Here is a 20,427-nt window from a genome sequence, read left to right as displayed (position 1 = left end):
ACGAGCGCCGGAATATCCCGGCGCTTGCGGGCGGCGGCTTCAGCCCTTGACGAGCTTTCCCACGCGATCGACGGCATCGACCATCGCGGTCTTGGGGGTCTTTCGCCCAGTCACGCCGGCGAGGACTTCCTCATAGATTGCCCGCTGCACTTCCACTGCATTGGTCAGGCGATAAGGCGGGATCGCAATCGGCTGGGTCCCGCGGGTCTTGAAATCCTCGAAGACATGAAGCCCCGGAATCTTCTTGATCATGTCCGGATTTTCGAGATCAGGCTTGTAGCAGATCGAGGTTTCACCCGCTTCCGAGAAGTACTTGTAACCGCCATCGGCAAGCCAGGCCAAAAACCTGTAGCCGTCGGCCTGCTTTTTGCTGGCGGCGTTAAGCACCACCGTCCAGCCACCAATCATCGACTGCTGGAACTTCTCGGTCGGCGCCACCGCATAGCCGAACTTGCCGGCATGCGGTCCGCTCTCAATGCCGGAGAGCGCGTCCGACCAGGAAATGATCATAGCCGCGGTCCCCTGCCCGATCGCCGACTGGCCTTCCGGGTAGTCGAACCCGGACACGCCTTGCGGGCAATACTGCAAGACCTCCTTCAGCCTTTCGATGGCATGCTCGCCCTGTCCTTCCGAATTGAAGACGGGCTCATTGGCATCGTTGAAGCAGCCGTCGTCGGTCGGCGCAAGCTTCGTCATGCCCATGACGCGCGTCATCCAGTCGCCGGACATGTGGGCGTCCTGCCCTCCCAGGCAAAGCGTGTTTCCGGCGACGGCTGAGCTGTGCAGTTTCTTGGCGGCCGCGACATACTCGTCCCAGGTGACGGGCACCTTGTCGATACCGGCTTTCTCGAACAGATCCTTGCGATAGATGAACACCGGAATGGTCATGGCGAGCGGCAGGCCGTAGTGCTTGCCCTGGTAGATGGAATATTGCAGCGATCCCTCTGTGACGTTCCCGTACTTGATCTCGGGAAGATCCGGGTTGGCGGCTTTGATGTCCTCCATCGTGGGCGCCCACTTGTTCCGCTGCGGCTGCCGGACCCAGAGGCTGTCGGTGGTGATGATGTCGAACGTTTCCGAACCCTGTGAGAGTTCGATCAGCATCTTTTCGTAATGAGATTCGTAAGGGTTGGATTCCCCGGTGATCTTCGCGGCTGTATATGCCTTCGCCACCTGATCGGTGAGAGCCCCTGCCCAGACTGAATTGCTATTGAGGATATTGAGCGTCACTTCCTCCGCATATGCTGAAGAGGCGCGATAGGCGGCCAAGGCGGCAGCAAGGCCGGCAGAGGCCTTCAGAAAGTTGCGACGAGACACTGGCAGTCTGATCGACGCGGTCAATTGTTGATCCTCCGTTTTTATGCGAGGCGCGGCAAAAGCCGGCCTTGGCGCTCCCAACTCATGTAAACGTTTTCATTCTTTGCGAGCCAAACGGTGATGTCAAGCCCAAACCCGCATCAACATAGAAATTTCTGTAAACGATTACATATTGGAGCGTTTTATGGCTTGTCAAGCGAGGTGAAGTCGAGGACAAAAGCCATAGGTGAACAAAAGCCAACGAAGATGGTGCGGCTTATGCCGGGCAAAAGAGCCAAACAGCCCAAGCTGAAGAAAAAGGCAGGCGTCTTCGACGTTGCCCGCGAGGCCGGGGTTTCGGTAGCCACTGTATCGCGGGCGTTCAATCTGCCTGACCTTGTCAGCGACGATGTTCGCCGACGGGTCCTGGCCACTGCCCAGAATCTCGGCTACGCGGCCAACCCGGCAGCAAAAGCACTGCGCTCTCGCAAGACCCATATCGTCGGAGCGGCGATCCCGACGCTCGACTATGCGATCTTTGCGAAGATGATAAATCATTTTCAGGATAGCTTCGCGCAGCACGGCTACATGACGATCGTTGCCACAACTGGCTTCGAACACGCCAATGTTTTCGAGAAGGTCAAAACATTGGTGGATCGCGGCGCCGAGGCGCTTCTTCTGGTTGGCGCGATCGAGGACCCGGCGCTCGTGAGCTATCTCAAGCAACCGCATATCCCGGCGGTGACGACCTATTCATATTTACCCGACGAGATTGTACCCTGCATTGGGTTCGACAATTACGCGGCTACGCAAAGCGCGATGGAATACCTTGCCGATCTGGGGCACAGAAATTTCGCCATGATTGCCGGCAGCCCGAAGGGTAGCGATCGCCAGCGCTCTCGGATCGCCGCCTACAAGGATTTTGTCGGGTCGAGAAGTCTCCATGGGGCAGCGAACATAATCATTCGCAATTTCACCATCCGGGACGGAACCGAGGCGATACGCGCTATCCTGGATAAATACCCGGAGACCACGGCGGTGGTCTGCAACACCGACGTCATGGCGTTTGGAGCCTTGAGCGAAAGTCGGCGGCTCGGAATCCGGGTTCCTCAGGACATCTCGATCGTCGGATTCGATGATGCAGAATATGCAGCGCAGCTGGAGCCCCCGTTGACGACCATAGCCGTGCCTGCCGAGGAAATGGGCAGGTTGGCGGCCGAAATGCTCCACAGCTCGCTGTCGAACGGTGAGCCCCCTCGCTTTGTCAGGCTCGATTCGCACCTGATCGTAAGAAAATCCGCGTGCCCGCCGCGTGCTTTGAAGCAGTTGCGCTTGGCCGCGGCCGTCTGACTATCCAGATCCGCGGGCACCTCACACCTCAATTGTCGAGTGTGCACACAGGCACCGTCATGTCCCATAAGCCGCTTCTTCCCTCTCGACCCGCTGCTATCATATTCGATTTCGATGGCGTCATCCTTGACTCTGCCGAGATCAAAGCAGAGGCATTCGCTGAAATCTATTCCGGCTATGGGCAGCAGTGGAGGGAACCCATCCTCCGCTACCAGCGGCTGCATGGCGGTATTTCACGCCGGGAGAAGTTCGACCATTTCGACAAACAGATAGTGGGTCGCGCCCCGACCGAGGAGCGATTGGCGTTGCTGTCGAAGAGGTTCACCGAAATCGTTTTTGAGAAGATCCTCGTCGCGCCTTTCATTCGCGGCGCGCGGGAACTGCTTGAAAACGCGTCTGGTCGTTCCAGGCTTTTCGTCGTTTCCGGAACCCCCCAGCAAGAACTGATCGAGGTCATCCGTCAGCGAACCCTTGATCACTATTTCGAGCTGGTTATTGGCGCGCCGACGAAGAAACGCGAGGCCTTCGCGCGGATCTTGCACATGGAGCTTTCGCGTGAAACCGTGGTGGCGGTCGGCGATTCAACCACGGAATGTTCTGCTGCCTGTGAGCTGGGGATCGCATTCCTCGGAATTCAAGGCGGGCCCTCGCCGACCGCCTTTCCGGAAGGTATCGTAACGCTCCCGGACCTGCGCGATGCAAGCAACCTGCTCGGCTTCGGCACCCTGCCGCAGGCTGACCACCGTCCGCGTGCCTGATTTCTGCCGCCCAGAAAGGGGCACCGGCACCGGGAGGAGCACATGCATTCCCGAATCAACAACCTTAAATCGCCTCGTCTGAACTCGTTTAGGGCGGGCGCGCTTTGGTCCGAACGGACGATCGCCGGCAATCCAGAAATGGGGTCTCGGCAGAGAGGTCCGCATTGACTCAATTCGCAATAGTGTAAACGTTTATACGGCCAAGCATCCACCGGGTGAGCTGCTGGCCAGTACAGGCCGCCCACCCCGGGGCGGCTGTCGGCCGGCTAATGCTGATAAAGCAGTTGCCTGATCTCATGATAGATGTCGCGTGCCGTCCGGTCCGCCGTGATATCGACGAGGTCCCGAGGTCGAGCGAAAGGGACCGAGAATTCCTTGGCGACCTTGCCGTCTTTGAAGACAAGGATACGGTCGGCCAAGGTGATCGCCTCGTTCAGATCGTGAGTGACGAAGACAACGCTCTTCTTGTCAGCGGCCCACATGCGCAAGAACTCCTCGTGAAGCGATTCACGCGTCTGTGCGTCGAGCGCCGAAAAAGGCTCGTCCATCAACAGTATCTTCGGCGAAGGCGCCCAGGTGCGTGCGAGCGCCACACGCTGCCGCTGGCCTTGGGAGAGCTGACTCGGATAATTATCGGCAAAGCGCTTCAAACTGACGAGGTCGAGATAATCTCGGGCCAAGGCCCGTCTTTCGCTTTTTGCGAAACCGCGCACTTCCAGCCCGAACTCTATATTCTTGAGTGCGGTTCGCCATGGCAGCAAAGCGTCGCGCGCGAACATGTAGCCGAGCTGTGGACGCGCGGCGACAGGCGGTTGGCCAAGCACGCTCACCTCGCCGCTCGTGGCAGTATGGAGCCCGGCCAGGACATTGAGCGCTGTGGTCTTGCCGGAGCCGCTACGTCCGACCAGAACCAGGAACTCCCCCTCTCGCAGTTCCAACGACACATCATCCAGCCCGCGCACTAGTCCCGACGTGGTCTGGAACTCCATGACGACGTCGGAAATCCTGGCGGCGACACCGTCGGTTCCCGCGGCAGGCGATATGCTTGGTGCCATCGTCCTTTGTCCTCGCGGTTTAGAGCGCTCGCGCACCTAGCAGATAGCGTTCGAGCAGAGCCATCCCGGCGTTGAGCAACGAAGCGATCACCGCCAGCACGATGCAGACAGCGTAGACCCCTTCGAGCTGAAAAGTGCCGGCATATCCCGCGATAAGCTGGCCGAGCCCTACCCGCGACGCCAATATCTCGGAGGTGACGACGCCGAGAAGCGAATAGATGATGCCAAGACGCAGTCCGGCGAAAATCGAGGGCACGGCGCTGGGCAGCAGGATTTTCATGAACATATCACGCTTGGAAATATTCATGACCGTAACCATCAGCCTGATATCACGGTCGACGGTGCGAATGCCGGCGCGCGCGTTGACCATCAAGATGAAAACCACGACGCTGAAGGCAAGCGCGATCTTGGCTGCCTGGCTGACGCCGAAAAGCAATATGAAGACCGGCGCGAAGGCGATCCGCGGCATGGCGTTGAACGCGCTGATATAGGGGTCCAGAAGTTCCTCGACCCTGGGAAACAGACCAAGGCCGATGCCGATGACAACCCCAACGAATGAGGCCAGCACGAAAGCGACCACTGTCGCCTCGACCGTGGAATAGAGCGCTGGCAGCAACGTGCCATCGGTAGCAATCTGGAAGAAAAACCAGAACACCTGGCCGGGACTTCGCGAAATCAGTGGCTTGACGACGCCGAACATGTAGACGAGTTGCCAGAACGCCAGAAAGGCCATGCCGACGCCGATTTGTCCCGCAAGTCGCTTGAGCCGCGCGACATACCGATGGATAGGCGCACCGGCCTTCCCTTTTGAGCCCGATGAACCAGCCGCGGCCACCAACTCCGGACCTTTCAGCCCGAGGTCAGACTAGCGCAGGGCTCATACGCGTTCGTTGCCCAATCGGGAACAAAAGTGGCGTATTTCTTCATGCCTTCCCAGCGCTCCTTGGTGAGCTTGGCGTTGAAGCCCGACTTGTAGACGTCGATCAACTCCTTGGCCTTGCCCACATCGAGCTTGAGCGTCCTTGCGGTGAAATCGACCAGTTTCTGTTCGTTAGCCGGGTCTTTCATGTAGCTGATCGTCTCGATCACCGCCTTGCAGAAGTTCTGTGCAACCTGCGGGTGGTTTTTGATGAAATCCGAATTGGCGGTGAAAACCGTGAAGAGATACTCGGGATCGAATACCTTGTTGCGCGTGGCATTGAGATCGACCAGCACATCGAGATTGTCCATACCGATCAACGTCGAGCTCGGCGGAATGCTGGCCATCGCATCGACCTGGCGGTTGGTGAAGGCGCCCGCCGCGCCATAGCCCGTGCCGATCGCGATGAAGCTGATGTCCTTGTCAGGATTCATGCCCGCGTCCGTGAACATCTTGCGGACGTAGAGCTCGGTTGCGCCCCCGCGACCGGCGACGCCGATCAGCTTGCCCTTGAGATCGTTCAGGAAAGCCGGATAGCCCTTCTTGACGTCGACTCCGGCGTCCTTGCGCGCGATGAAGGTGTAGTCGATGTCATAATTGCCCAACAGGACCGTCAGCGCCGCACCCTTTTGGATGGCCGGAAAGATCAGGGCCGCGCCGACATGCGTGATGTCGGCCGAGCCTCCAACCACCGCGGCTACCATGGCTGACCCGTTGGCGCCCTTGACGTAGTTGATATCGAGGTCATGCTTGGCGAAAATGCCGACCTGCGAGCCGAACTGAGGCACGAAAGCGTCGAGTGTTTCGATGGATGTGGCGATGGTCACGGTATCTTTGGCGTGCGCAGTTCCGGTCGATGACGCCATCCCCATCAAGGCCGCGACCAAGGCGGCGAGCGAATGCAATTTCAGTCCGTTTCGAAATCCACCCATTTGCTGCTCCCTTTTTTACTGGCGGCCTGCAAGCCGCGCCTTACCCAACCTTGAAAGACAGACGCTTCCTTCTACCGGCCTCACACCCTGATCGCTGCCTTCGCGAAGGCGACGAGGCGCCTCTCGACGGCGAAGTGGGGCGCATCGTTGATGATGTCGTGAAACCCGTCTTTCACGATGAGCGCCGTGGCGTTCTTGAGTTTCGAGCGGACCGCGCGCGCATGCCTGGCGGGAGCAATCACATCCTGGTCGCCATTGATCAGCAGCACGGGAAGGTCGACCTCGGGGAGAGTCGCGATAAGCTCTCCGCGCGCCCTGTTCATGGCCGCCCGCCGAGCCGCCGTGCTTTCCGGCGTTACGCTGAAGGCGAATGGATCGGTCGCCAGCATGTCTAAATAGAATGGGTCGCGAGTGACTTCCGGCGCCGCCGGTATGGCAACGGTCTCCGGCTGGATCAGCGTGCCCGTGACGGCCAGCCCCAGGCACCGGCGCTCGCCGCGAGCGATCGACAGCGCAGCGGCAATGCCGCCGAGAGAATGGCCGACGAGAACCAGCGGCAGGCCGGGAGCTTCGCTGGCGGCGATCGAGATCAGACGCCCGGCATTGTCGACTAGCGAATCCATCGACGCCACCGCGCCACGTTCGCCATAGGAAAGGCCGTGTCCCTGCTGGTCAAGCGCCCACATGGCAAGGCCACTGGCGTTGAAGGCGCCCGCAAGCCGATGATAGTGGCCGCTGTGCTCGCCAAAACCATGGAGAAACACGACACCGCCGACCGGCCTCCGCGCATCCCAGCGCCGGTAGTAGCTTTTTCCATGCGCGGTTTCGAAGAACGGCATCTGGACGGCCCTTCGGCAAACTTCTGACCCGAAAGGGTCACTCAACTGGAGAGCCGACGCTCGAGAGCATCGGCCGTGTGTCATATCAGTCCGGCAAGATCCGGATATCCCCGACTTCCGTGTTCCGAATGAACTTGACGTCGGCACTGGCATAGCCTCCGACCAGAGCGACATTGCCGTGGACGCTGTAATCTCCTGTGCGGATGATCAACTTGCTGGCGTTGCGGATCGCGTACATCGACGGCCGGTATGGCACGGTAGTGACCCGCTCCTTCCCGAAAGTGTCGACGACGAATTTGTACTTCTGGGGACTCTGCGCCTCCATCGGCTCGGCAACGATAGCCCGCTCGATGTCACCATTGTCGCGCAGCAGCGGCAGCAGCTGCTCGATCGAGACCAGACCTGGGGCAATTCCAAGGTCTACGATCGGCACCTGCACGGAGGAAGCGATGACGCCGCCCGCATCGGCAATGAAGATCACCTCACCATGGTGGAGCGTGGCCAGAGCCGCTGCGATCGTGCCGTTGATGATGCGGTTGTCCGCGCCGTATTGCATTTCGCGTTCTCTCCCGTATACCTCTTTATCGATAATATTATCCGTCAGTTTTATCGATAATGTCAACGGATAAACTCCAGCTGTTGCAAGGTCCGGTCCGGCCGGCGCGCTACGGCGCGGCGATGCATGTTGCGGAAAAGTGTGCAGGCGAACGACGTGGGTTGGATTTAAAAGCCCGTCGCTTGAAGCTGCTTCATCGCGATCGGCTTTAGGAGGTCAGGTGCTGAAGGTAATAGTCCCGGAAGGTCCGGATATGGTTTCGAAGGGTTCTAGCCAGGGTTTTCTGGTCGCCCTTCTCTATCGCCTGAATCATAGTCAAGTGATCCCTGGCGCCTTTGGAGCGCAAATCCTTGCTCTGCACCGAATTGGTGTGAATCAGGTGCGAGAGAAGCGAATGATGCTTAATGGCGTCGAGTAGGAACTCGTTCTCGCACCGTTGATATATAGCCTCGTGCAAAAGATTGTTCTGCAGATACATTTCAGCAAGATCGTTGTTCGCGATCGCCCTCTCGTGATCCGAGACAATGGCCTTCAATTTTCGCACGAGTTCCTTTGCCGCCGGCTCGATATAGTAGCTTATTGCCTTCAGCTCGAGGCACTCACGGACTTCATAGATTTGCCATATCTCGGATGCCGTGAAGCTCCGCACCTGCACGCCGCGGTGCGGGTAGCGAACGGCGAGGCCGAGGCGAACAAGTTCGTCGAATGCCTTGCGGACTGCATGGCGAGTTGCCCCGGTGGCTTCAATAATGTCGTCTTCGATGAGGCGCACGCCGGAACGATACTTTCCGGAGATAATGCCCTTTTGAAGCCCCTCATAGACGACCTGCCATTGGCCGCCGCGGCCGCCTGGTTCCGTGAGATCTTCATTCTTTGCAGTTCTCATGACAATCCATCAGAGTTGCGGGCGATGCGACATAACGTGACATTGTCATAGCGTCGAGCCGGCAAGATCGCCAGATTCGACGGCATCTTGCATGTAAGATCGATGAGACCGCAATCTTCTCTCAAGGCATCCATGCGGTCCGGTTCAAGCTGGCGGCGGCGCGGATCGCCACCGGGAAATCACAGGATTGCTTACCAAGGATATCGACAAAACCGAATTTTTGTGTAAACGATTTCAGGAACAGCTGACGATCGAACCTGCGAGAGCGCACGATGACCACGAAGCTTCTGAGGCCGAGAATACTGAACCAAAGGTTGGCAGCTGCGCTGGCCGACTTGCGCCATGGCGAGTTGATATTCATTGCCGATGCCGGCAGTGGCACGTCAGCCAAGGCGCTACGTTCGTTGGCCCCCGATGTGGAGATCCTCGACCTAGAGGTCGTCACTGGCGTCCCATCGATCGACGATCTCGTTCCCGTGATCTGCGACGTCGGCGACATCGAGGCGTGCATTGTTACCAAGGACATGCGCGGCGCAAATCCTGATGGCTTCGCCATGCTGTCCAGGCTCTTCGACGAGAAGCACATCTACGAAGTGCCTTATATCCCGGATTATTACGACCTTCGCGACCGGTGCAAGCTGTTCGTCCAGACGGGCGACTATCGCGTGCATGCCAATGTGATCCTTGTCGGAGGCTATCCGAGTGCCGACATTCCGATGGACATGATCCTCAACGGGCTTGGCCCGAAAACGAAGTAACCCGCCACAGGTGGTCGATGCCGAGGTTTGAGGGCGCTTCCGGACAGGTCTACTACCGTCACTGGGCTCCCCTGAGGCCCGCAGCGCAGATCGTCTTTCTGCATGGATATGGCGAACATAGCGGCCTCTACCACCGCTTCGCGAACTCCTTGAATGCACAGGGAATCGGCGTCTGGGCGCTTGATGCGATCGGACACGGACTCTCGGATGGCGAGCGGGGCAATCCCGGCTCCATAGCTGATTTGAGAAGGAATGCCGAACGCCTCACAGGGATAGCGCAGCGGGAAGATCCCGGGCTTCCAATGGCGCTGGTCGGACATTCGATGGGCGCGATGACGGCGGCTGCGGTGGTCATCGCAGGCGCCGATCCCTTCCGTGGGGTGGTGCTCGGCGGCATGCCTGTCGAGGGGATCAGCCAAGAGCAAGAGCGCCAGGCTGAGCAAGGCGTGATGTCGCTTGACCCCTTCTATCTCGACGAACTGGAATTCGACCCGCTCAAGTTCGATGCAACGACGGCCTTCGTCCATCTACGAAGCGTCCTCTCGGCGCCGGTCTGTGAGCAGATACAGGCCGGATTGCTTGAACTCAGCCTTCCCGCGCTCATGATCAGCGGGGACAATGACATCTTTTGCCCTCCTGATCTCGCGCGGCGCTGGGCGTCACGCATTCCAGGCGCAAGGCATCACCTGTTCGCCAATACCCATCACGATCTCATCAACGATACGAGCCATGCCGACGTTGCGAACGTTATTGCGCAAGCCGTGATCGGATGGACGAGTACGCGGGCCGGCTGATCCGCCGGACGGCGCGCGCTGATACGCCAGTCGGCGCTGCGGCACATGTGCGATCGTTGTTCGCCGACCGCCATGTCGCGTCGCGGACGAGGCCCACATGCACTGAAACCCTCCTACCTCTTTGCGCTTGACACCTTTGCCTTCGCACGTCATTCTGAAAACGTTTACACGCATTCACGGAAGACCGTCGCTGAAACGGCCCGATATCGATGCGTAAGGCGATGGGAGCGCGTCCAAGGGCGGAGGCCGGAACTTTCAAAATAGCAATCTCCCAAAATGACGGAGCACGGCCGAAGCCATGCTCCCAGCCCTGTGATGTTCCGAAACTCGGATGATGCGGCGGACCAGAGAGAACAGCGAAAATGGAAGGATCTCGTAATGCTTAGGAAATTCGTTGGGAAGATTCGCATGTCAGCGCTGATGTGCGGGTTCGCGGCATGCATGGCACTCACGCCTCCCGCCGCCGCAGAAGATCTCACCGGCAAGATCTACTTTATCATGCCGGACTTCACGACTGTCCGCTTCGAACAGTTCGACAAGCCGGCCTTCTTGAAGGCCGCCAAGGAGCTGGTGCCGAACATGACAGTCGAGATTCTCAACTCCGAAAACAACGTGCAGCAACAGACCTCGCAGGTTCAGGCCGCTATTGCCAACGATGCCAAAGCAATCGTCATGGTTGCCGTCGATCCAATGCAGACCGCGGGCACCTTGGCTCTGGCCGAGCAAGCCGGGATCCCGCTTATCTGCACCATCCACGCGTGCACTGGCGGGCCTGCCTACGCCTACCTGACCGCCCCGTTCGTTGAAATCGGCCAGAAGCAGGCGCAGGCGGCGGCCAAGGTAATCGAGGAGATGAACGCCAAGACCGGCAAGCCTGTCCGGCTGGCGAAGATTTACGGCGACCCCAAGTTTCCCTTCTACGGCGACCAGGTGAAGGGCATTGGCGAATATCTCGATCCGCTGATCAAGGCCGGCAAATTGGAGGTCGTTTGTCAGGCGGACGCCCTGCTTTGGCTCCCGGCCAATGCTCAGACTGCAATGGATCAGTGCCTGACCAAGACCCACAATGGCGTCGATGCGATCTTCTCCATGAATGACGACACCGGCGGTGCGGCGCTGGCTGCGGTGGAAGCCGCCGGGCTCAAGGGGATCAAGCTGTTTGGCGGGTATGATGCCACTCTTGCCGGCGTGCAGCGCGTTGCTGCCGGCTTGCAGGAGATGGACATGACGGTGGACTATGTCGCGATGAACAAGCTGGCTGTTCAGTTGGCCGTGCACGCGATCAAGGGCGAAAAGATACCGGCTGATCTCGTCGCGACCACGTTCGACAACGGCTACAAGGGGGGCATTCCCGAGGTTGACGCGCCAAATAGCGTGATCACCAAGGATAACATCCAGCAGTCGGTGGTTGATACCGGTCTTTATACCAAGGAGCAGATCTGCGCCAAAGGCATGGCCGCAGATTCCGCCTTCTGTCGCGGTTGATGCAGAGAAGCGGTGACAACAAAATGGCCGCCATGAACGACGACGCTCCAATTCTGTCTCTGGCGGGAATTGGCAAGCACTATGGCGGCATCACCGCCCTTTCGGGCGTCGATTTCGACGTCCGGGAGGGAGAGGTCGTGGCGCTAGCCGGGGACAACGGCGCCGGAAAGTCGACCCTCGTCAAGATCATCAGCGGGATCGTTTCCGCCGACGAGGGCAGGATTCTGTTCAATGGGCAAGAGGTATCGCTGAGGAAGCCGCAGGATGCGGCGGAACTGGGCATCCAGACGGTCTATCAGGACCTCGCGCTTTGCGACAATCTTGATACCGTGCAGAACCTCTTCCTGGGAAGGGAAATGCATTCAGGGCTGCTTCGGGGTGCAAAGCTCTCGCGACCGCTGATGGAATCTCGTGCCCATGCGGCCTTGTCCAGTCTCAACGTGAAGATCAGGGACTACAGTGTGTCCGTGGGACGGCTTTCTGGCGGCCAGCGCCAGTCTGTGGCCATCGCGCGCGCGGTTCTGTCGAAACCGCGAGTTATCCTGCTCGACGAGCCAACCGCCGCACTTGGCGTGGCGCAGCGGGAGGAGGTGATGGCACTGATCGGTCGCCTTCGCGAGCAGGGTCTGGGCGTGATCCTCGTCTCTCACGATCTGGGCGATGTGTTGGACATTGCCGACAGGATCGTCGTCCTGCGCCTGGGGCGCAAAGCCGCCGAGCGGCCAGTCGCGGAATGGACGAGGAGCAGCCTGGTCGCAGCCATAACCGGCACGGACCATTGAACGGATGCAGGCTATGAACCCCACCAGACAACAAGTTTCCGCCGCATCGGCGCCTGCGAAAATCAGTTTCAGACAGAACCTGCTCGAGGCGCTATCGACAAAATGGCGTGTCGTCCCGGTCCTGCTGTCGCTGGCTCTTATCTGGGCGATCTTCGCCTCGCAATCTCCAGTGTTTCTGTCGGCGCGCAACCTGACCAACCTCGCCGATCAGATCGCGACCACCAGCATCGTGGCGCTCGGGCTTGTCCTGGTACTGGTCGTTGCCGAGATCGATCTTTCGGTTGCCGGTCTCGCGGCCGTGTGCGCAGGCATTGTCGGCGTGCTCGTCGTCAACATGGACGTGGGTCTTTCGATCGCGCTGATCATCGCGATTGCGGTCGGCGGCCTCTACGGTTTGCTGCAGGGTTCGATGATCGTCTATAGCGGCGCACCGGCCTTCATCGTCACACTCGGCTTCTCGCTTATGCTGCAAGGTGTCCTGCTCATTTTGCTTCCGGCAGAAAGCGGCCTTGTTCCTCTCGCCGGGACCGACTTGCAGTTCCTGGCCGCGTACCGCCTGCCAACGACCGTCAGCTATGCCTTGCCCGCGGCGGTCGGGCTGATAGGCCTGGCCATGCGATGGAACGATCACCGCCAAAGAGTGGCCTACGGTTTGTCATCGAACCTGATGCGCTCCATGGCCTTTGGCGTCGCCATCATTGTTGCCAGCATGGCGGTTGTCGCCATTTTCAATGCCTATCGAGGCGTTCCTCTGACCGTTGCCGTTCTTGCGGGCCTGATCGCTATCTTGTCCTACGCCACCACCCAAACTCCATTCGGCATTTGGCTATACGCCATCGGCGGCAACCGCGAGGCGGCACGCCGCGCCGGCATACCCGTGAACTGGATGAAGATGGCGGCTTTTTCAATTCTTGGGATGCTGACGGCGCTCGGCGGAGTGGTGGCTGCTGCCCGGGTGCTGGGCGTCTCCCCGGCATCGGCTGACCAAAGTCTCTTGCTGGAGGCAATTGCGGCGGCGGTCATCGGTGGGACGAGCCTTTTTGGCGGTCGCGGCAGCGTCTGGGCAGCTATTCTTGGCGCCCTCGTCATCGGCTCGATAGCAAACGGCATGTTCCTGATCAACGCCAGCACCCAGTTGCGCTTGCTGGTGCAAGGCGGCGTGCTCGTAGCCGCGGTCATAGCGGACGCGCTCATTGCCAGGAGCGGATCTTCGTCGTCGCGCTAGACTGGGCCGCCCGCCTGCCGTAACCACGTTGGGAGATCATCAAGATGTTGATCGGCTATGCCGATAAACTTTCCGTCGATGCTGGCGACCATGTCGAAATCAAAGTCAGCGCTCCCGGCGTCTACAGGTCGCAACTGGTGCGCCTGCGAGGCATGACAGAAGGTGCCACCGGTCTCTCGGTTGCAGAAGTACCAGTGTCATCTAACAGCAATGGTCAGCACACCGGCCGAGTGCAGGCACTTCATCCGGGATCGCTGGTCGATGTTGCCTTGCCGAAGGTCGATTTCGCCAAGGGGGTCGGGGTGAGCCTGTGGGTGAAACCGACCGCCCCAGGTCGTCTTTGCCAGACGCTGTTCAGCCTCTCGGACGATAGCTCTGTCACTCGCATCATGCTTGAACTCGATCGGACCGGCCGGCCGGCGCTGTATCTGCGATCCTCGAACGGCGCGGTCACGACGGTGTCCTCACCCGATCCGCTGCCGAAGGGGCGTTGGGTGTTCTTGAAGGCTGTCTACAACCCCGGCGAAGCGGAACTGCGCCTGATCGCGGAGGAACAGACCGGCACGCACTGCTGGTCCACGCCGGTCGTGGTAGCAGAAGGATCTGCTGCAGGTTTTCGTGTCGGCGCGTCGCATGCCGAAGACGGGCGTGCGACGGACTGCTTCAACGGATGCGTATCCGACGTCACTGTATTTGGAGCGTCGCCGAAGCAGCCTATCCTGCAATGGGACTTCTCCAGGCAAATGGACAGCGACATCGCGGTGGACGTCTCTGGGGCCGGGCGGCACGGACGGCTACTCAACCGGCCGGCTCGAGCGGTTCTCGGTCCTGCATGGGATAAGAAAACCATCCGCTGGACCGACGACCCGGCGCAGTGGAATGCATTGCATCTGCATGATGACGATCTCGATGACGCGCAATGGAGAACGGACTTCGAGGTCGAAGCTCCCGCCGAAAGCGGGATATATGCCGTTCGCCTGAACCAGGGTGAAACGAGCTACTACATTCCCTTCTATGTTCGCCCGGGCGCGGCCAGGAAGCGGGTCTTGTTCGTCGCCCCGACGAACACCTATCTCGCCTATGGCAACGAGCATCTTTGGGAGGGCGAGCGCGGAATTGCCCATCAGAAGATGATGAGTTTTCCGATCGTGCTGGACAAGGCGGAGACCATTCTTCAGCAGATGCCTTCACTCGGCAGGTCGCTTTACGATCGGCATTCGGACGGTAGCGGGGTGATTTATGCTTCGCGGTTGCGCCCCCTGACCAACATGCAGCCGAACTACATCAACTGGCTGGCCGGTGGTCCAAGACATTTCTCCGGCGACTTCTTCATCACCGGTTGGCTGGACAGCATCGGCATCGAATTCGACGTGGCGACTGATGAGGACGTCGACAGCCTGGGCAAGGGCCTGCTCGACAGCTATGACGTGGTCCTCACCGGGAGCCATCCGGAATACCCCGCTGCAGCCGAATTCGACGCTTTCGAAGATTACGTCAAGGGCGGCGGCAAACTGATGTATCTCGGGGCCAACGGATTTTTCTGGGTCACGAGTTACGTTAACAAGCTGCGCACCGCCATCGAGGTGCGGCGGGGCTATGCGGCCCAGCGCAACTGGACCTCCCATGCGGCTGAGCTTTATCACAGTTCGACCGGCGAGATCGGTGGCGCCTACAGGCATCGCGGCCGTGACCAAAATCCTTTCCTCGGGGTTGGCATGGCCGCCGCCGGATGGGGACCCGCCTCGGGCTTCACGCGCACGCCGGAAAGCTATGGCGAAACGGTGGCGTGGGTCTTCGAGGGCATTGCGAGCGAAACGGTGGGCGAGCACGGCTATTTGCTGGGTGGCGCAGCCGGCGATGAGCTCGATCACGCAGATCCAGCGCGCGGAACGCCCGACAGCACGGTCGTGTTGATGTCGTCCAGACATAACGATCTCTTCTTCCCCAGCCTCGACAGCGTCACAGAAGTCGCGCCGAACCAGCAGGGTTCCAAAAACCCGCACGTGCGTGCCGACGTGGTTCTTGTTGAACATCCCGGAGGGGGTAAGGTATTCTCAACGGGCTCTATCTGCTGGGCAGGCAGCCTGGGGACAAACAGCTATGACAACGATATCGCGAGATTGACCACCAACGTGCTGCGCAACTTCTTGGCAAAGTGAGCGCGACCCCCGAGATCATCCGTCCAAACGTTGCACGCGCGCCCGTGCGGGCGCAACTACGATTAGCTCGGCGCCGGACTATCGACAAGTTACCAGACGGTGTCCCTTCCGTCAGCGAATGCGGCTACCTTCTCTATCAAAGACGCGGGCCCGCGTCGGTTGGAAGCGCAGCGTGATGGTCTCGCCAAAGCGCGGCTGATCCTCGCGGCGCTCGGCAACCACGGTCTCGCCGCGCAGCGCGCCGTGTACATAAGAGGTCAACCCGAGGCGCTCGCTCACGTCCACGGAAAGCGAGAGCGCGACGCCCTGCTTCTCGTCGAGATGTTCCGGCCTGATGCCCAGTGTCACCGTTTTGCCGTTCTCCAGCCTTGTCTTGAGATGCGAGATGTCACCCTCGCCTCGCCGAGCCGTCAGCGCCTTGCCATCATCGCAGACCTCCCGGCCATGTGCGAGATCAACGTGGTCATCAGTGAGGCCGCTTCGAGGATCGACGTGGTTGGCCGACATGGCAGAAAGCTGCCCCATCGGCCTATACATGCGAAGCAAGTTCGCAGGCTGGTTTCTTGAATCAACTTTGGAGAGCCGCCTCGCAACTCATTGGAGAACCACAACTATGTTCGTCGCCGATGGCCAAGCTTTTGTATAGCAAATCAACATATTATCGAGCGGTTCGCCAACCCGTTCCCCGCGTACTCTCATATCGTCGGGCGAAACCTAAGGATCAGCAGGTTCTAGTTCCGTTTATCGCACGCACAAATCATCGATGAACGCATGTCGATCTGCCCAACAGATTCCCCAATACCGTGCCCGCCGAGCAGCTCGATCGCCTTTTGGAGGTTCTGGAACCGGCGCCGGTTACACAAGCGGTCCCAGATTGCATATTACGCGACTTTGACAACGTCCATGCTCTAGCTGGCCCGGCCTGCGGGCCTTGACTTCCCTCGAAAAGCAAGGGCTTTGCCGGGGTGCGTTAAAGGGCTCTGCGGCGTCGCCGGAATACAGGAACCATCCGCAGCGCCTTGATATATGGTTGGCATCGGGTTCAGTCAGTCGATATCGCCTTGAAAGTCGCAGAGGGCCAGCAACCCGACACCAGAACGAACATGGCGATGAACGACGGCGACAAATGCGGTAACTGCCGGCATCTAGTATGGTTGGTGGCGTTGGGACTCGGCGCAAGATGCGCCCATCCTGCAAACCATGGCCGGCCTCTGGTTCCCGCCGGCTATGACCCCGCTGGCAAAGAATTTGATCTACCTTGCGTGCCTTCACGAGATTTCGTGTGCAACCGCCACGAACGCCGGCTTCGGCTGGATACAGCGTGAAACTAAGGCCCACGCCTCGGCACGCGCTCGGATTATTGGGCCAAGCTGATGGACAGCTGGCGCCCGATCGGGTGCTCCGATCGAAGTCGACACCACCGGTATTGGTAACAAGTCGACATTCGAACTTGGTTGCAACTTGGCCCAGTCGGCGTCGGCCCAGACCAGTACTCGGCCTGCAGACGTTGACTTCCCTCGAAAAGCAAGCGGTTTGCCAAGACGCGTTGAAAGGCGCGGCGGCGCCGGCGGAATAATGCCGACTGCCGCAGCCGCAGCACAGGTGAGATCGGGGCCAAGTCCGTTGACATCGAGTCACAGCACTACCGGTGGCCGCCAAAGCGGCTCAGTCGGCAAAGTGGGGTATTTCTGGATCGTTGCCGACCGGGCGGGTCGCGACGCTATCCTGGGCGAGGCACTCGATCTTGCCGATGCCGAAACCTACGGCGAGCTGCTGACGCACCCAGGCGGCCATTATGACTATTGGGAAAAGATGAAACGCCGCGGTGCGGCATGGTTGCGCGCCAGAAACCTTAGTGCCGTGCTGCTATCCACCGAATACGAGGATTGGCCACGCGGTCGGGTTGTTTACTGGCCAAGCCAGGACCGCTTTATCGCCTACACCGACCCCAGAATTCAAACGCCGTCGCGCATCGCGCTGATACGAGAGATGTTTCAACTTTCTGGCATAGACCTTTCAGGGGACAGTCATTATCGCCCGCCGCCGGCATCTATCATCGAAGGCAACGAAATCTGACGCCATCTCGAAGCCTCGTCGGCCGCATGGGTTTCCACCGTTGCCTCGATCCTGATATCATTCGAGCAGGCTATCGCATTGGCCGCATGATCGGCCGCGGGCTCCAAAACGGACCGGTTTGTTGCACTTCTGCAACATGCCCAGAAATCCCATCTTAGAAACGCAAAATTCTGCTCCGAAACGGGGGTTGAGCGCGATCACTTCGCCCGCTGCTCATTATACAGTCCAGCCATGGACTCCTCCATGCGCAATGGAGGTACTGTCCGTGAAAAATCATCTCGAAGTGCAGCTCACCGCGATCTCTGAGCTGAAGGTTTCACCGTTCGCCTCGCGCAATCACCCGCGCGAAAAGCGCCGCAAGTTGGCGGCTCATATAAGAAAGTACGGTGTGCTTGTTCCACTGCTCATTGAGCAAGGCGGCTTCATCATCGACGGGCATGCGAGGTTGGAAGCCGCTCGCGACGCCGAGCTCACGCATGTGTTGACGATCGACGTCTCTCATCTTGCGGAATCCGATAGGCGGGCCGTTCGCCTGGCGATGAACCGTCTGGCTGAAGGCGGCAAGTGGGACAAGGAGGCTCTCGCACGAGAGCTCAACTATCTAATCGAAGTCGGCTACGACGTCGAGCTCACCGGCTTCGATAGCTTGGAGATCGAAAACGTCATCGAGGTCGCCGATGACCCGTCGGGCGCCGAGGAACATATCGACGCCAGGATGGTCTCCAACCTTCCTGTGTCGCGGCATGGCGACCTGTGGGTCCTTGGTGAGGCTGAAAGAGCGCACCGGATCGCTTGCGGCGATTGTCGCGATGAAGCACTCTTAGGCACGTTGTTCCAGTCTCGCACTGCTGCGATCAGTTTTACCGATCCGCCATATAACGTCCCGATTCAAGGCTTTGTGTCAGGGCTGGGCCAGGCCATACACAATGAGTTTGCAATGGCCTCCGGGGAGATGAGCAGAGCCGAGTTCCAGGTTTTCCTCTGCTCCACGCTGTCCGCACTCTTTGCCCGCATGTCCACAAGTGCGCTGGCGTATGTCTGCATGGACTGGCGCTCGATCGCTGCCTTGATCGATGCGGGCGAGTCGCTTGGCCTCGAACTTCTCAATCTTGCCATTTGGGTCAAGACCAATGCGGGCATGGGTAGTTTCCTGCGCTCGCAGCATGAGCTGGTCGCAATCTTCAAACGTCCAGGCGTGCCCCACCGCAACAATGTCGAACTTGGCAAACACGGCCGCTCTCGCTCGAACGTGTGGCACTATAGAGGTGTCAACGTCATGGGGCCGGAACGGCATCTGCTTGCCGAGCATCCGACGGTAAAACCCTCGGCAATGGTTGCCGATGCGATCCGTGACGCCAGCATGCCAGGCGATGTCGTCTTCGATCCATTTCTGGGCTCGGGAACGACGCTGATCGCCGCGGAACGTACGCGTCGGATCTGCCATGGGATCGAGATCGAACCGACTTTTGTCGATCTCGCTATCCGCCGCTGGCAGGCCGAAACCGGCAAGGACGCCATTCGTCTCAGTGACGGCATGATCTTCAGCGCGGCCGAAAAGGCAGCCAAGGCAGCCTGGAAGGATGGCGGCGGCTCGCAAGCGCCTTTGCTCCTGGAGGGCATAAATGCGCCAACGCCACCCGAGGTCTCGTAGGGCGTCGCTCTTCGGCGCTTGGCGATCGACCTTGGGACGACAGCCCCTGGGTTCGTCCACCCACATGATGCCCCGGCCGGTTAGCCGGGGCACAAAAATTCATCAGCCAGCCTGACTAGCGCCCATCGATCCGACTTGGCGGGTGGGTCGCTGCAGCTTGCATCTTAGCAATTTCATACTGAGAGAAGGCCAAATCCGTGTCTAATCGGAACAGCATTCCGGGGGAGCACCATGCTTCGCAAATTTTGCAAAGCCGCCCCACCGGGCGCGTGATCGTCGCTCCGCCAAACAGCTTAAACTTATCTTATAAAGCCGCCAGGGCGCGAGATTTGCGCGCCCTTCCCTTTCGTCTCGCGGGATTTTTTAGGGCGCTTCTAAGGGGAGAAACCCCAGTGCATCCCACGACTAACCCGGGTCCGTCTGCGGCCCAGCTCCGCTCTGTCTGTAAGACATCCGCTCGCCCAGCGCCATCGAAAGCGGTCACGCCGGCGGTGCCGTCATGAGCGACCACAAGGATGACGAGGAGGGCGTCGGCTATGGCAAGCCGCCCAAACATTCTCGATTTCGCGCAGGCCAGTCCGGGAATCCAAAAGGTCGGCCGAAGATCAAATCAAAGAGCTTTGCCAGCGGCATTCTGGCCGAACTCGAACAGTCGATCGTGATCCGCGAGAACGGACGCGAGCTCAAACTCACCAAGCGCGCCGTTATCGTCAAGACGCTCGTCGCCAAAGCCATGAAAGGCGACGTCCGGGCCTTGAAAGAGATCAAGGAGCTATTGCCGCAGCAGTTCCAACACGACGGCGATGCCAAGCCAAATGAGGCGGTCAGCGCCGAGGAAGCCGAACTCCTCGAACGCTTCGTCGAAAGACGGCTGTTTGGACGCACCAATGCTGAACCATCCCACAC

At 59.4% G+C, this 20,427-nt stretch carries 20 protein-coding genes; 11 read left to right on the top strand and 9 right to left on the bottom strand.

What is annotated here, in order from left to right:
• Positions 1 to 39: 39 nt before the first annotated feature.
• Positions 40 to 1,341 carry an extracellular solute-binding protein gene (locus EOA32_RS02600; protein WP_189406848.1) on the bottom strand — a complete coding sequence of 434 codons (1,302 nt, stop codon included), beginning with the start codon at positions 1,339 to 1,341 and terminating at the stop codon, positions 40 to 42.
• 234 nt (positions 1,342 to 1,575) lie between these two features.
• Between EOA32_RS02600 and EOA32_RS02595 the strand changes: the two genes are divergently transcribed.
• Entirely contained in the window at positions 1,576 to 2,646 is a 1,071-nt protein-coding gene (locus EOA32_RS02595) for a substrate-binding domain-containing protein (protein ID WP_189406844.1), read from the top strand.
• A 59-nt stretch (positions 2,647 to 2,705) separates the two neighbouring features.
• Positions 2,706 to 3,404, top strand: a complete 699-nt coding sequence (locus tag EOA32_RS02590) for an HAD hydrolase-like protein (protein ID WP_128370774.1) — start codon at positions 2,706 to 2,708, stop codon at positions 3,402 to 3,404.
• Between the two features lie 266 nt (positions 3,405 to 3,670).
• Here the strand turns inward: EOA32_RS02590 and EOA32_RS02585 are convergent, their stop codons facing one another.
• The 7 genes from EOA32_RS02585 to EOA32_RS38340 form a co-directional block, all read right to left on the bottom strand.
• Positions 3,671 to 4,459 (bottom strand): ABC transporter ATP-binding protein, encoded by a 789-nt coding sequence (locus EOA32_RS02585; RefSeq protein WP_128370773.1) that lies wholly within the window; start codon positions 4,457 to 4,459, stop codon positions 3,671 to 3,673.
• A 19-nt stretch (positions 4,460 to 4,478) separates the two neighbouring features.
• Complete coding sequence (locus tag EOA32_RS02580; RefSeq protein WP_128370772.1) at positions 4,479 to 5,192, bottom strand: ABC transporter permease; 714 nt, start codon at positions 5,190 to 5,192, stop codon at positions 4,479 to 4,481.
• A 116-nt stretch (positions 5,193 to 5,308) separates the two neighbouring features.
• Positions 5,309 to 6,310 carry an ABC transporter substrate-binding protein gene (locus EOA32_RS02575; RefSeq protein WP_128370771.1) on the bottom strand — a complete coding sequence of 334 codons (1,002 nt, stop codon included), beginning with the start codon at positions 6,308 to 6,310 and terminating at the stop codon, positions 5,309 to 5,311.
• Positions 6,311 to 6,390: 80 nt separating this feature from the next.
• Complete coding sequence (locus EOA32_RS02570) at positions 6,391 to 7,149, bottom strand: alpha/beta hydrolase (protein ID WP_189406842.1); 759 nt, start codon at positions 7,147 to 7,149, stop codon at positions 6,391 to 6,393.
• A gap of 85 nt (positions 7,150 to 7,234) precedes the next feature.
• The gene (locus tag EOA32_RS02565) at positions 7,235 to 7,705 is read right to left on the bottom strand and encodes an RbsD/FucU domain-containing protein (protein ID WP_128370769.1); all 471 of its coding nucleotides are present in this window, start codon (positions 7,703 to 7,705) and stop codon (positions 7,235 to 7,237) included.
• Positions 7,706 to 7,913: 208 nt separating this feature from the next.
• On the bottom strand, positions 7,914 to 8,591 hold the full coding sequence (locus EOA32_RS02560; protein WP_128370768.1) for a GntR family transcriptional regulator: 678 nt from the start codon (positions 8,589 to 8,591) through the stop codon (positions 7,914 to 7,916).
• A 121-nt stretch (positions 8,592 to 8,712) separates the two neighbouring features.
• The gene (locus tag EOA32_RS38340) at positions 8,713 to 8,982 is read right to left on the bottom strand and encodes a hypothetical protein (protein WP_189406860.1); all 270 of its coding nucleotides are present in this window, start codon (positions 8,980 to 8,982) and stop codon (positions 8,713 to 8,715) included.
• Between EOA32_RS38340 and EOA32_RS02555 the strand changes: the two genes are divergently transcribed.
• From EOA32_RS02555 to EOA32_RS02530, 6 genes are all read left to right on the top strand, one after another.
• Entirely contained in the window at positions 8,864 to 9,349 is a 486-nt protein-coding gene (locus EOA32_RS02555) for an RbsD/FucU domain-containing protein (RefSeq protein ID WP_210214801.1), read from the top strand. The genes EOA32_RS38340 and EOA32_RS02555 overlap by 119 nt on opposite strands.
• A gap of 17 nt (positions 9,350 to 9,366) precedes the next feature.
• Positions 9,367 to 10,143, top strand: a complete 777-nt coding sequence (locus tag EOA32_RS02550; RefSeq protein WP_128370767.1) for an alpha/beta fold hydrolase — start codon at positions 9,367 to 9,369, stop codon at positions 10,141 to 10,143.
• Positions 10,144 to 10,551: 408 nt separating this feature from the next.
• Positions 10,552 to 11,628 (top strand): sugar ABC transporter substrate-binding protein, encoded by a 1,077-nt coding sequence (locus EOA32_RS02545; protein ID WP_189406838.1) that lies wholly within the window; start codon positions 10,552 to 10,554, stop codon positions 11,626 to 11,628.
• Between the two features lie 23 nt (positions 11,629 to 11,651).
• The gene (locus EOA32_RS02540) at positions 11,652 to 12,410 is read left to right on the top strand and encodes an ATP-binding cassette domain-containing protein (RefSeq protein WP_210214800.1); all 759 of its coding nucleotides are present in this window, start codon (positions 11,652 to 11,654) and stop codon (positions 12,408 to 12,410) included.
• Positions 12,411 to 12,423: 13 nt separating this feature from the next.
• Entirely contained in the window at positions 12,424 to 13,635 is a 1,212-nt protein-coding gene (locus EOA32_RS02535; protein ID WP_210214799.1) for an ABC transporter permease, read from the top strand.
• Between the two features lie 44 nt (positions 13,636 to 13,679).
• Complete coding sequence (locus EOA32_RS02530) at positions 13,680 to 15,794, top strand: N,N-dimethylformamidase beta subunit family domain-containing protein (protein ID WP_128370764.1); 2,115 nt, start codon at positions 13,680 to 13,682, stop codon at positions 15,792 to 15,794.
• A 111-nt stretch (positions 15,795 to 15,905) separates the two neighbouring features.
• Here the strand turns inward: EOA32_RS02530 and EOA32_RS02525 are convergent, their stop codons facing one another.
• The gene (locus tag EOA32_RS02525; RefSeq protein ID WP_245499127.1) at positions 15,906 to 16,319 is read right to left on the bottom strand and encodes a TOBE domain-containing protein; all 414 of its coding nucleotides are present in this window, start codon (positions 16,317 to 16,319) and stop codon (positions 15,906 to 15,908) included.
• 1,050 nt (positions 16,320 to 17,369) lie between these two features.
• Between EOA32_RS02525 and EOA32_RS02520 the strand changes: the two genes are divergently transcribed.
• The 3 genes from EOA32_RS02520 to EOA32_RS02510 form a co-directional block, all read left to right on the top strand.
• A complete protein-coding gene (locus EOA32_RS02520) occupies positions 17,370 to 17,870 on the top strand; it encodes a hypothetical protein (RefSeq protein WP_128370763.1) in 501 nt (166 codons plus the stop codon).
• A 283-nt stretch (positions 17,871 to 18,153) separates the two neighbouring features.
• The gene (locus EOA32_RS02515; RefSeq protein WP_189406836.1) at positions 18,154 to 19,521 is read left to right on the top strand and encodes a DNA methyltransferase; all 1,368 of its coding nucleotides are present in this window, start codon (positions 18,154 to 18,156) and stop codon (positions 19,519 to 19,521) included.
• A gap of 499 nt (positions 19,522 to 20,020) precedes the next feature.
• Positions 20,021 to 20,427 (top strand): DUF5681 domain-containing protein (locus EOA32_RS02510; protein ID WP_128370761.1); only part of this gene is annotated, 407 nt, incomplete at its 3' end.

Origin of the sequence: Mesorhizobium sp. M1A.F.Ca.ET.072.01.1.1 (genome assembly GCF_004023325.1) — a bacterium.
Classification (GTDB): Bacteria; Pseudomonadota; Alphaproteobacteria; order Rhizobiales; family Rhizobiaceae; genus Mesorhizobium.
The sequence above is the reverse complement of the archived record's forward strand: the minus strand, read 5'-3'. Positions and strand labels throughout refer to the sequence as shown.

Coding starts and splice junctions, on each gene's coding strand:
- EOA32_RS02590 (WP_128370774.1), top strand. CDS start 2,706: ATGTCCCATAAGCCGCTTCTTCCCTCTCGACCCGCTGCTATCATATTC.
- EOA32_RS02530 (WP_128370764.1), top strand. CDS start 13,680: ATGTTGATCGGCTATGCCGATAAACTTTCCGTCGATGCTGGCGACCAT.
- EOA32_RS02525 (WP_245499127.1), bottom strand. CDS start 16,319: ATGGGGCAGCTTTCTGCCATGTCGGCCAACCACGTCGATCCTCGAAGC.
- EOA32_RS02580 (WP_128370772.1), bottom strand. CDS start 5,192: ATGGCCTTTCTGGCGTTCTGGCAACTCGTCTACATGTTCGGCGTCGTC.
- EOA32_RS02520 (WP_128370763.1), top strand. CDS start 17,370: ATGCCGACTGCCGCAGCCGCAGCACAGGTGAGATCGGGGCCAAGTCCG.
- EOA32_RS02560 (WP_128370768.1), bottom strand. CDS start 8,591: ATGAGAACTGCAAAGAATGAAGATCTCACGGAACCAGGCGGCCGCGGC.
- EOA32_RS02545 (WP_189406838.1), top strand. CDS start 10,552: ATGTCAGCGCTGATGTGCGGGTTCGCGGCATGCATGGCACTCACGCCT.
- EOA32_RS02540 (WP_210214800.1), top strand. CDS start 11,652: ATGGCCGCCATGAACGACGACGCTCCAATTCTGTCTCTGGCGGGAATT.
- EOA32_RS02555 (WP_210214801.1), top strand. CDS start 8,864: ATGACCACGAAGCTTCTGAGGCCGAGAATACTGAACCAAAGGTTGGCA.
- EOA32_RS02575 (WP_128370771.1), bottom strand. CDS start 6,310: ATGGGTGGATTTCGAAACGGACTGAAATTGCATTCGCTCGCCGCCTTG.
- EOA32_RS02550 (WP_128370767.1), top strand. CDS start 9,367: ATGCCGAGGTTTGAGGGCGCTTCCGGACAGGTCTACTACCGTCACTGG.
- EOA32_RS02565 (WP_128370769.1), bottom strand. CDS start 7,705: ATGCAATACGGCGCGGACAACCGCATCATCAACGGCACGATCGCAGCG.
- EOA32_RS02535 (WP_210214799.1), top strand. CDS start 12,424: ATGAACCCCACCAGACAACAAGTTTCCGCCGCATCGGCGCCTGCGAAA.
- EOA32_RS02595 (WP_189406844.1), top strand. CDS start 1,576: ATGCCGGGCAAAAGAGCCAAACAGCCCAAGCTGAAGAAAAAGGCAGGC.
- EOA32_RS02570 (WP_189406842.1), bottom strand. CDS start 7,149: ATGCCGTTCTTCGAAACCGCGCATGGAAAAAGCTACTACCGGCGCTGG.
- EOA32_RS02585 (WP_128370773.1), bottom strand. CDS start 4,459: ATGGCACCAAGCATATCGCCTGCCGCGGGAACCGACGGTGTCGCCGCC.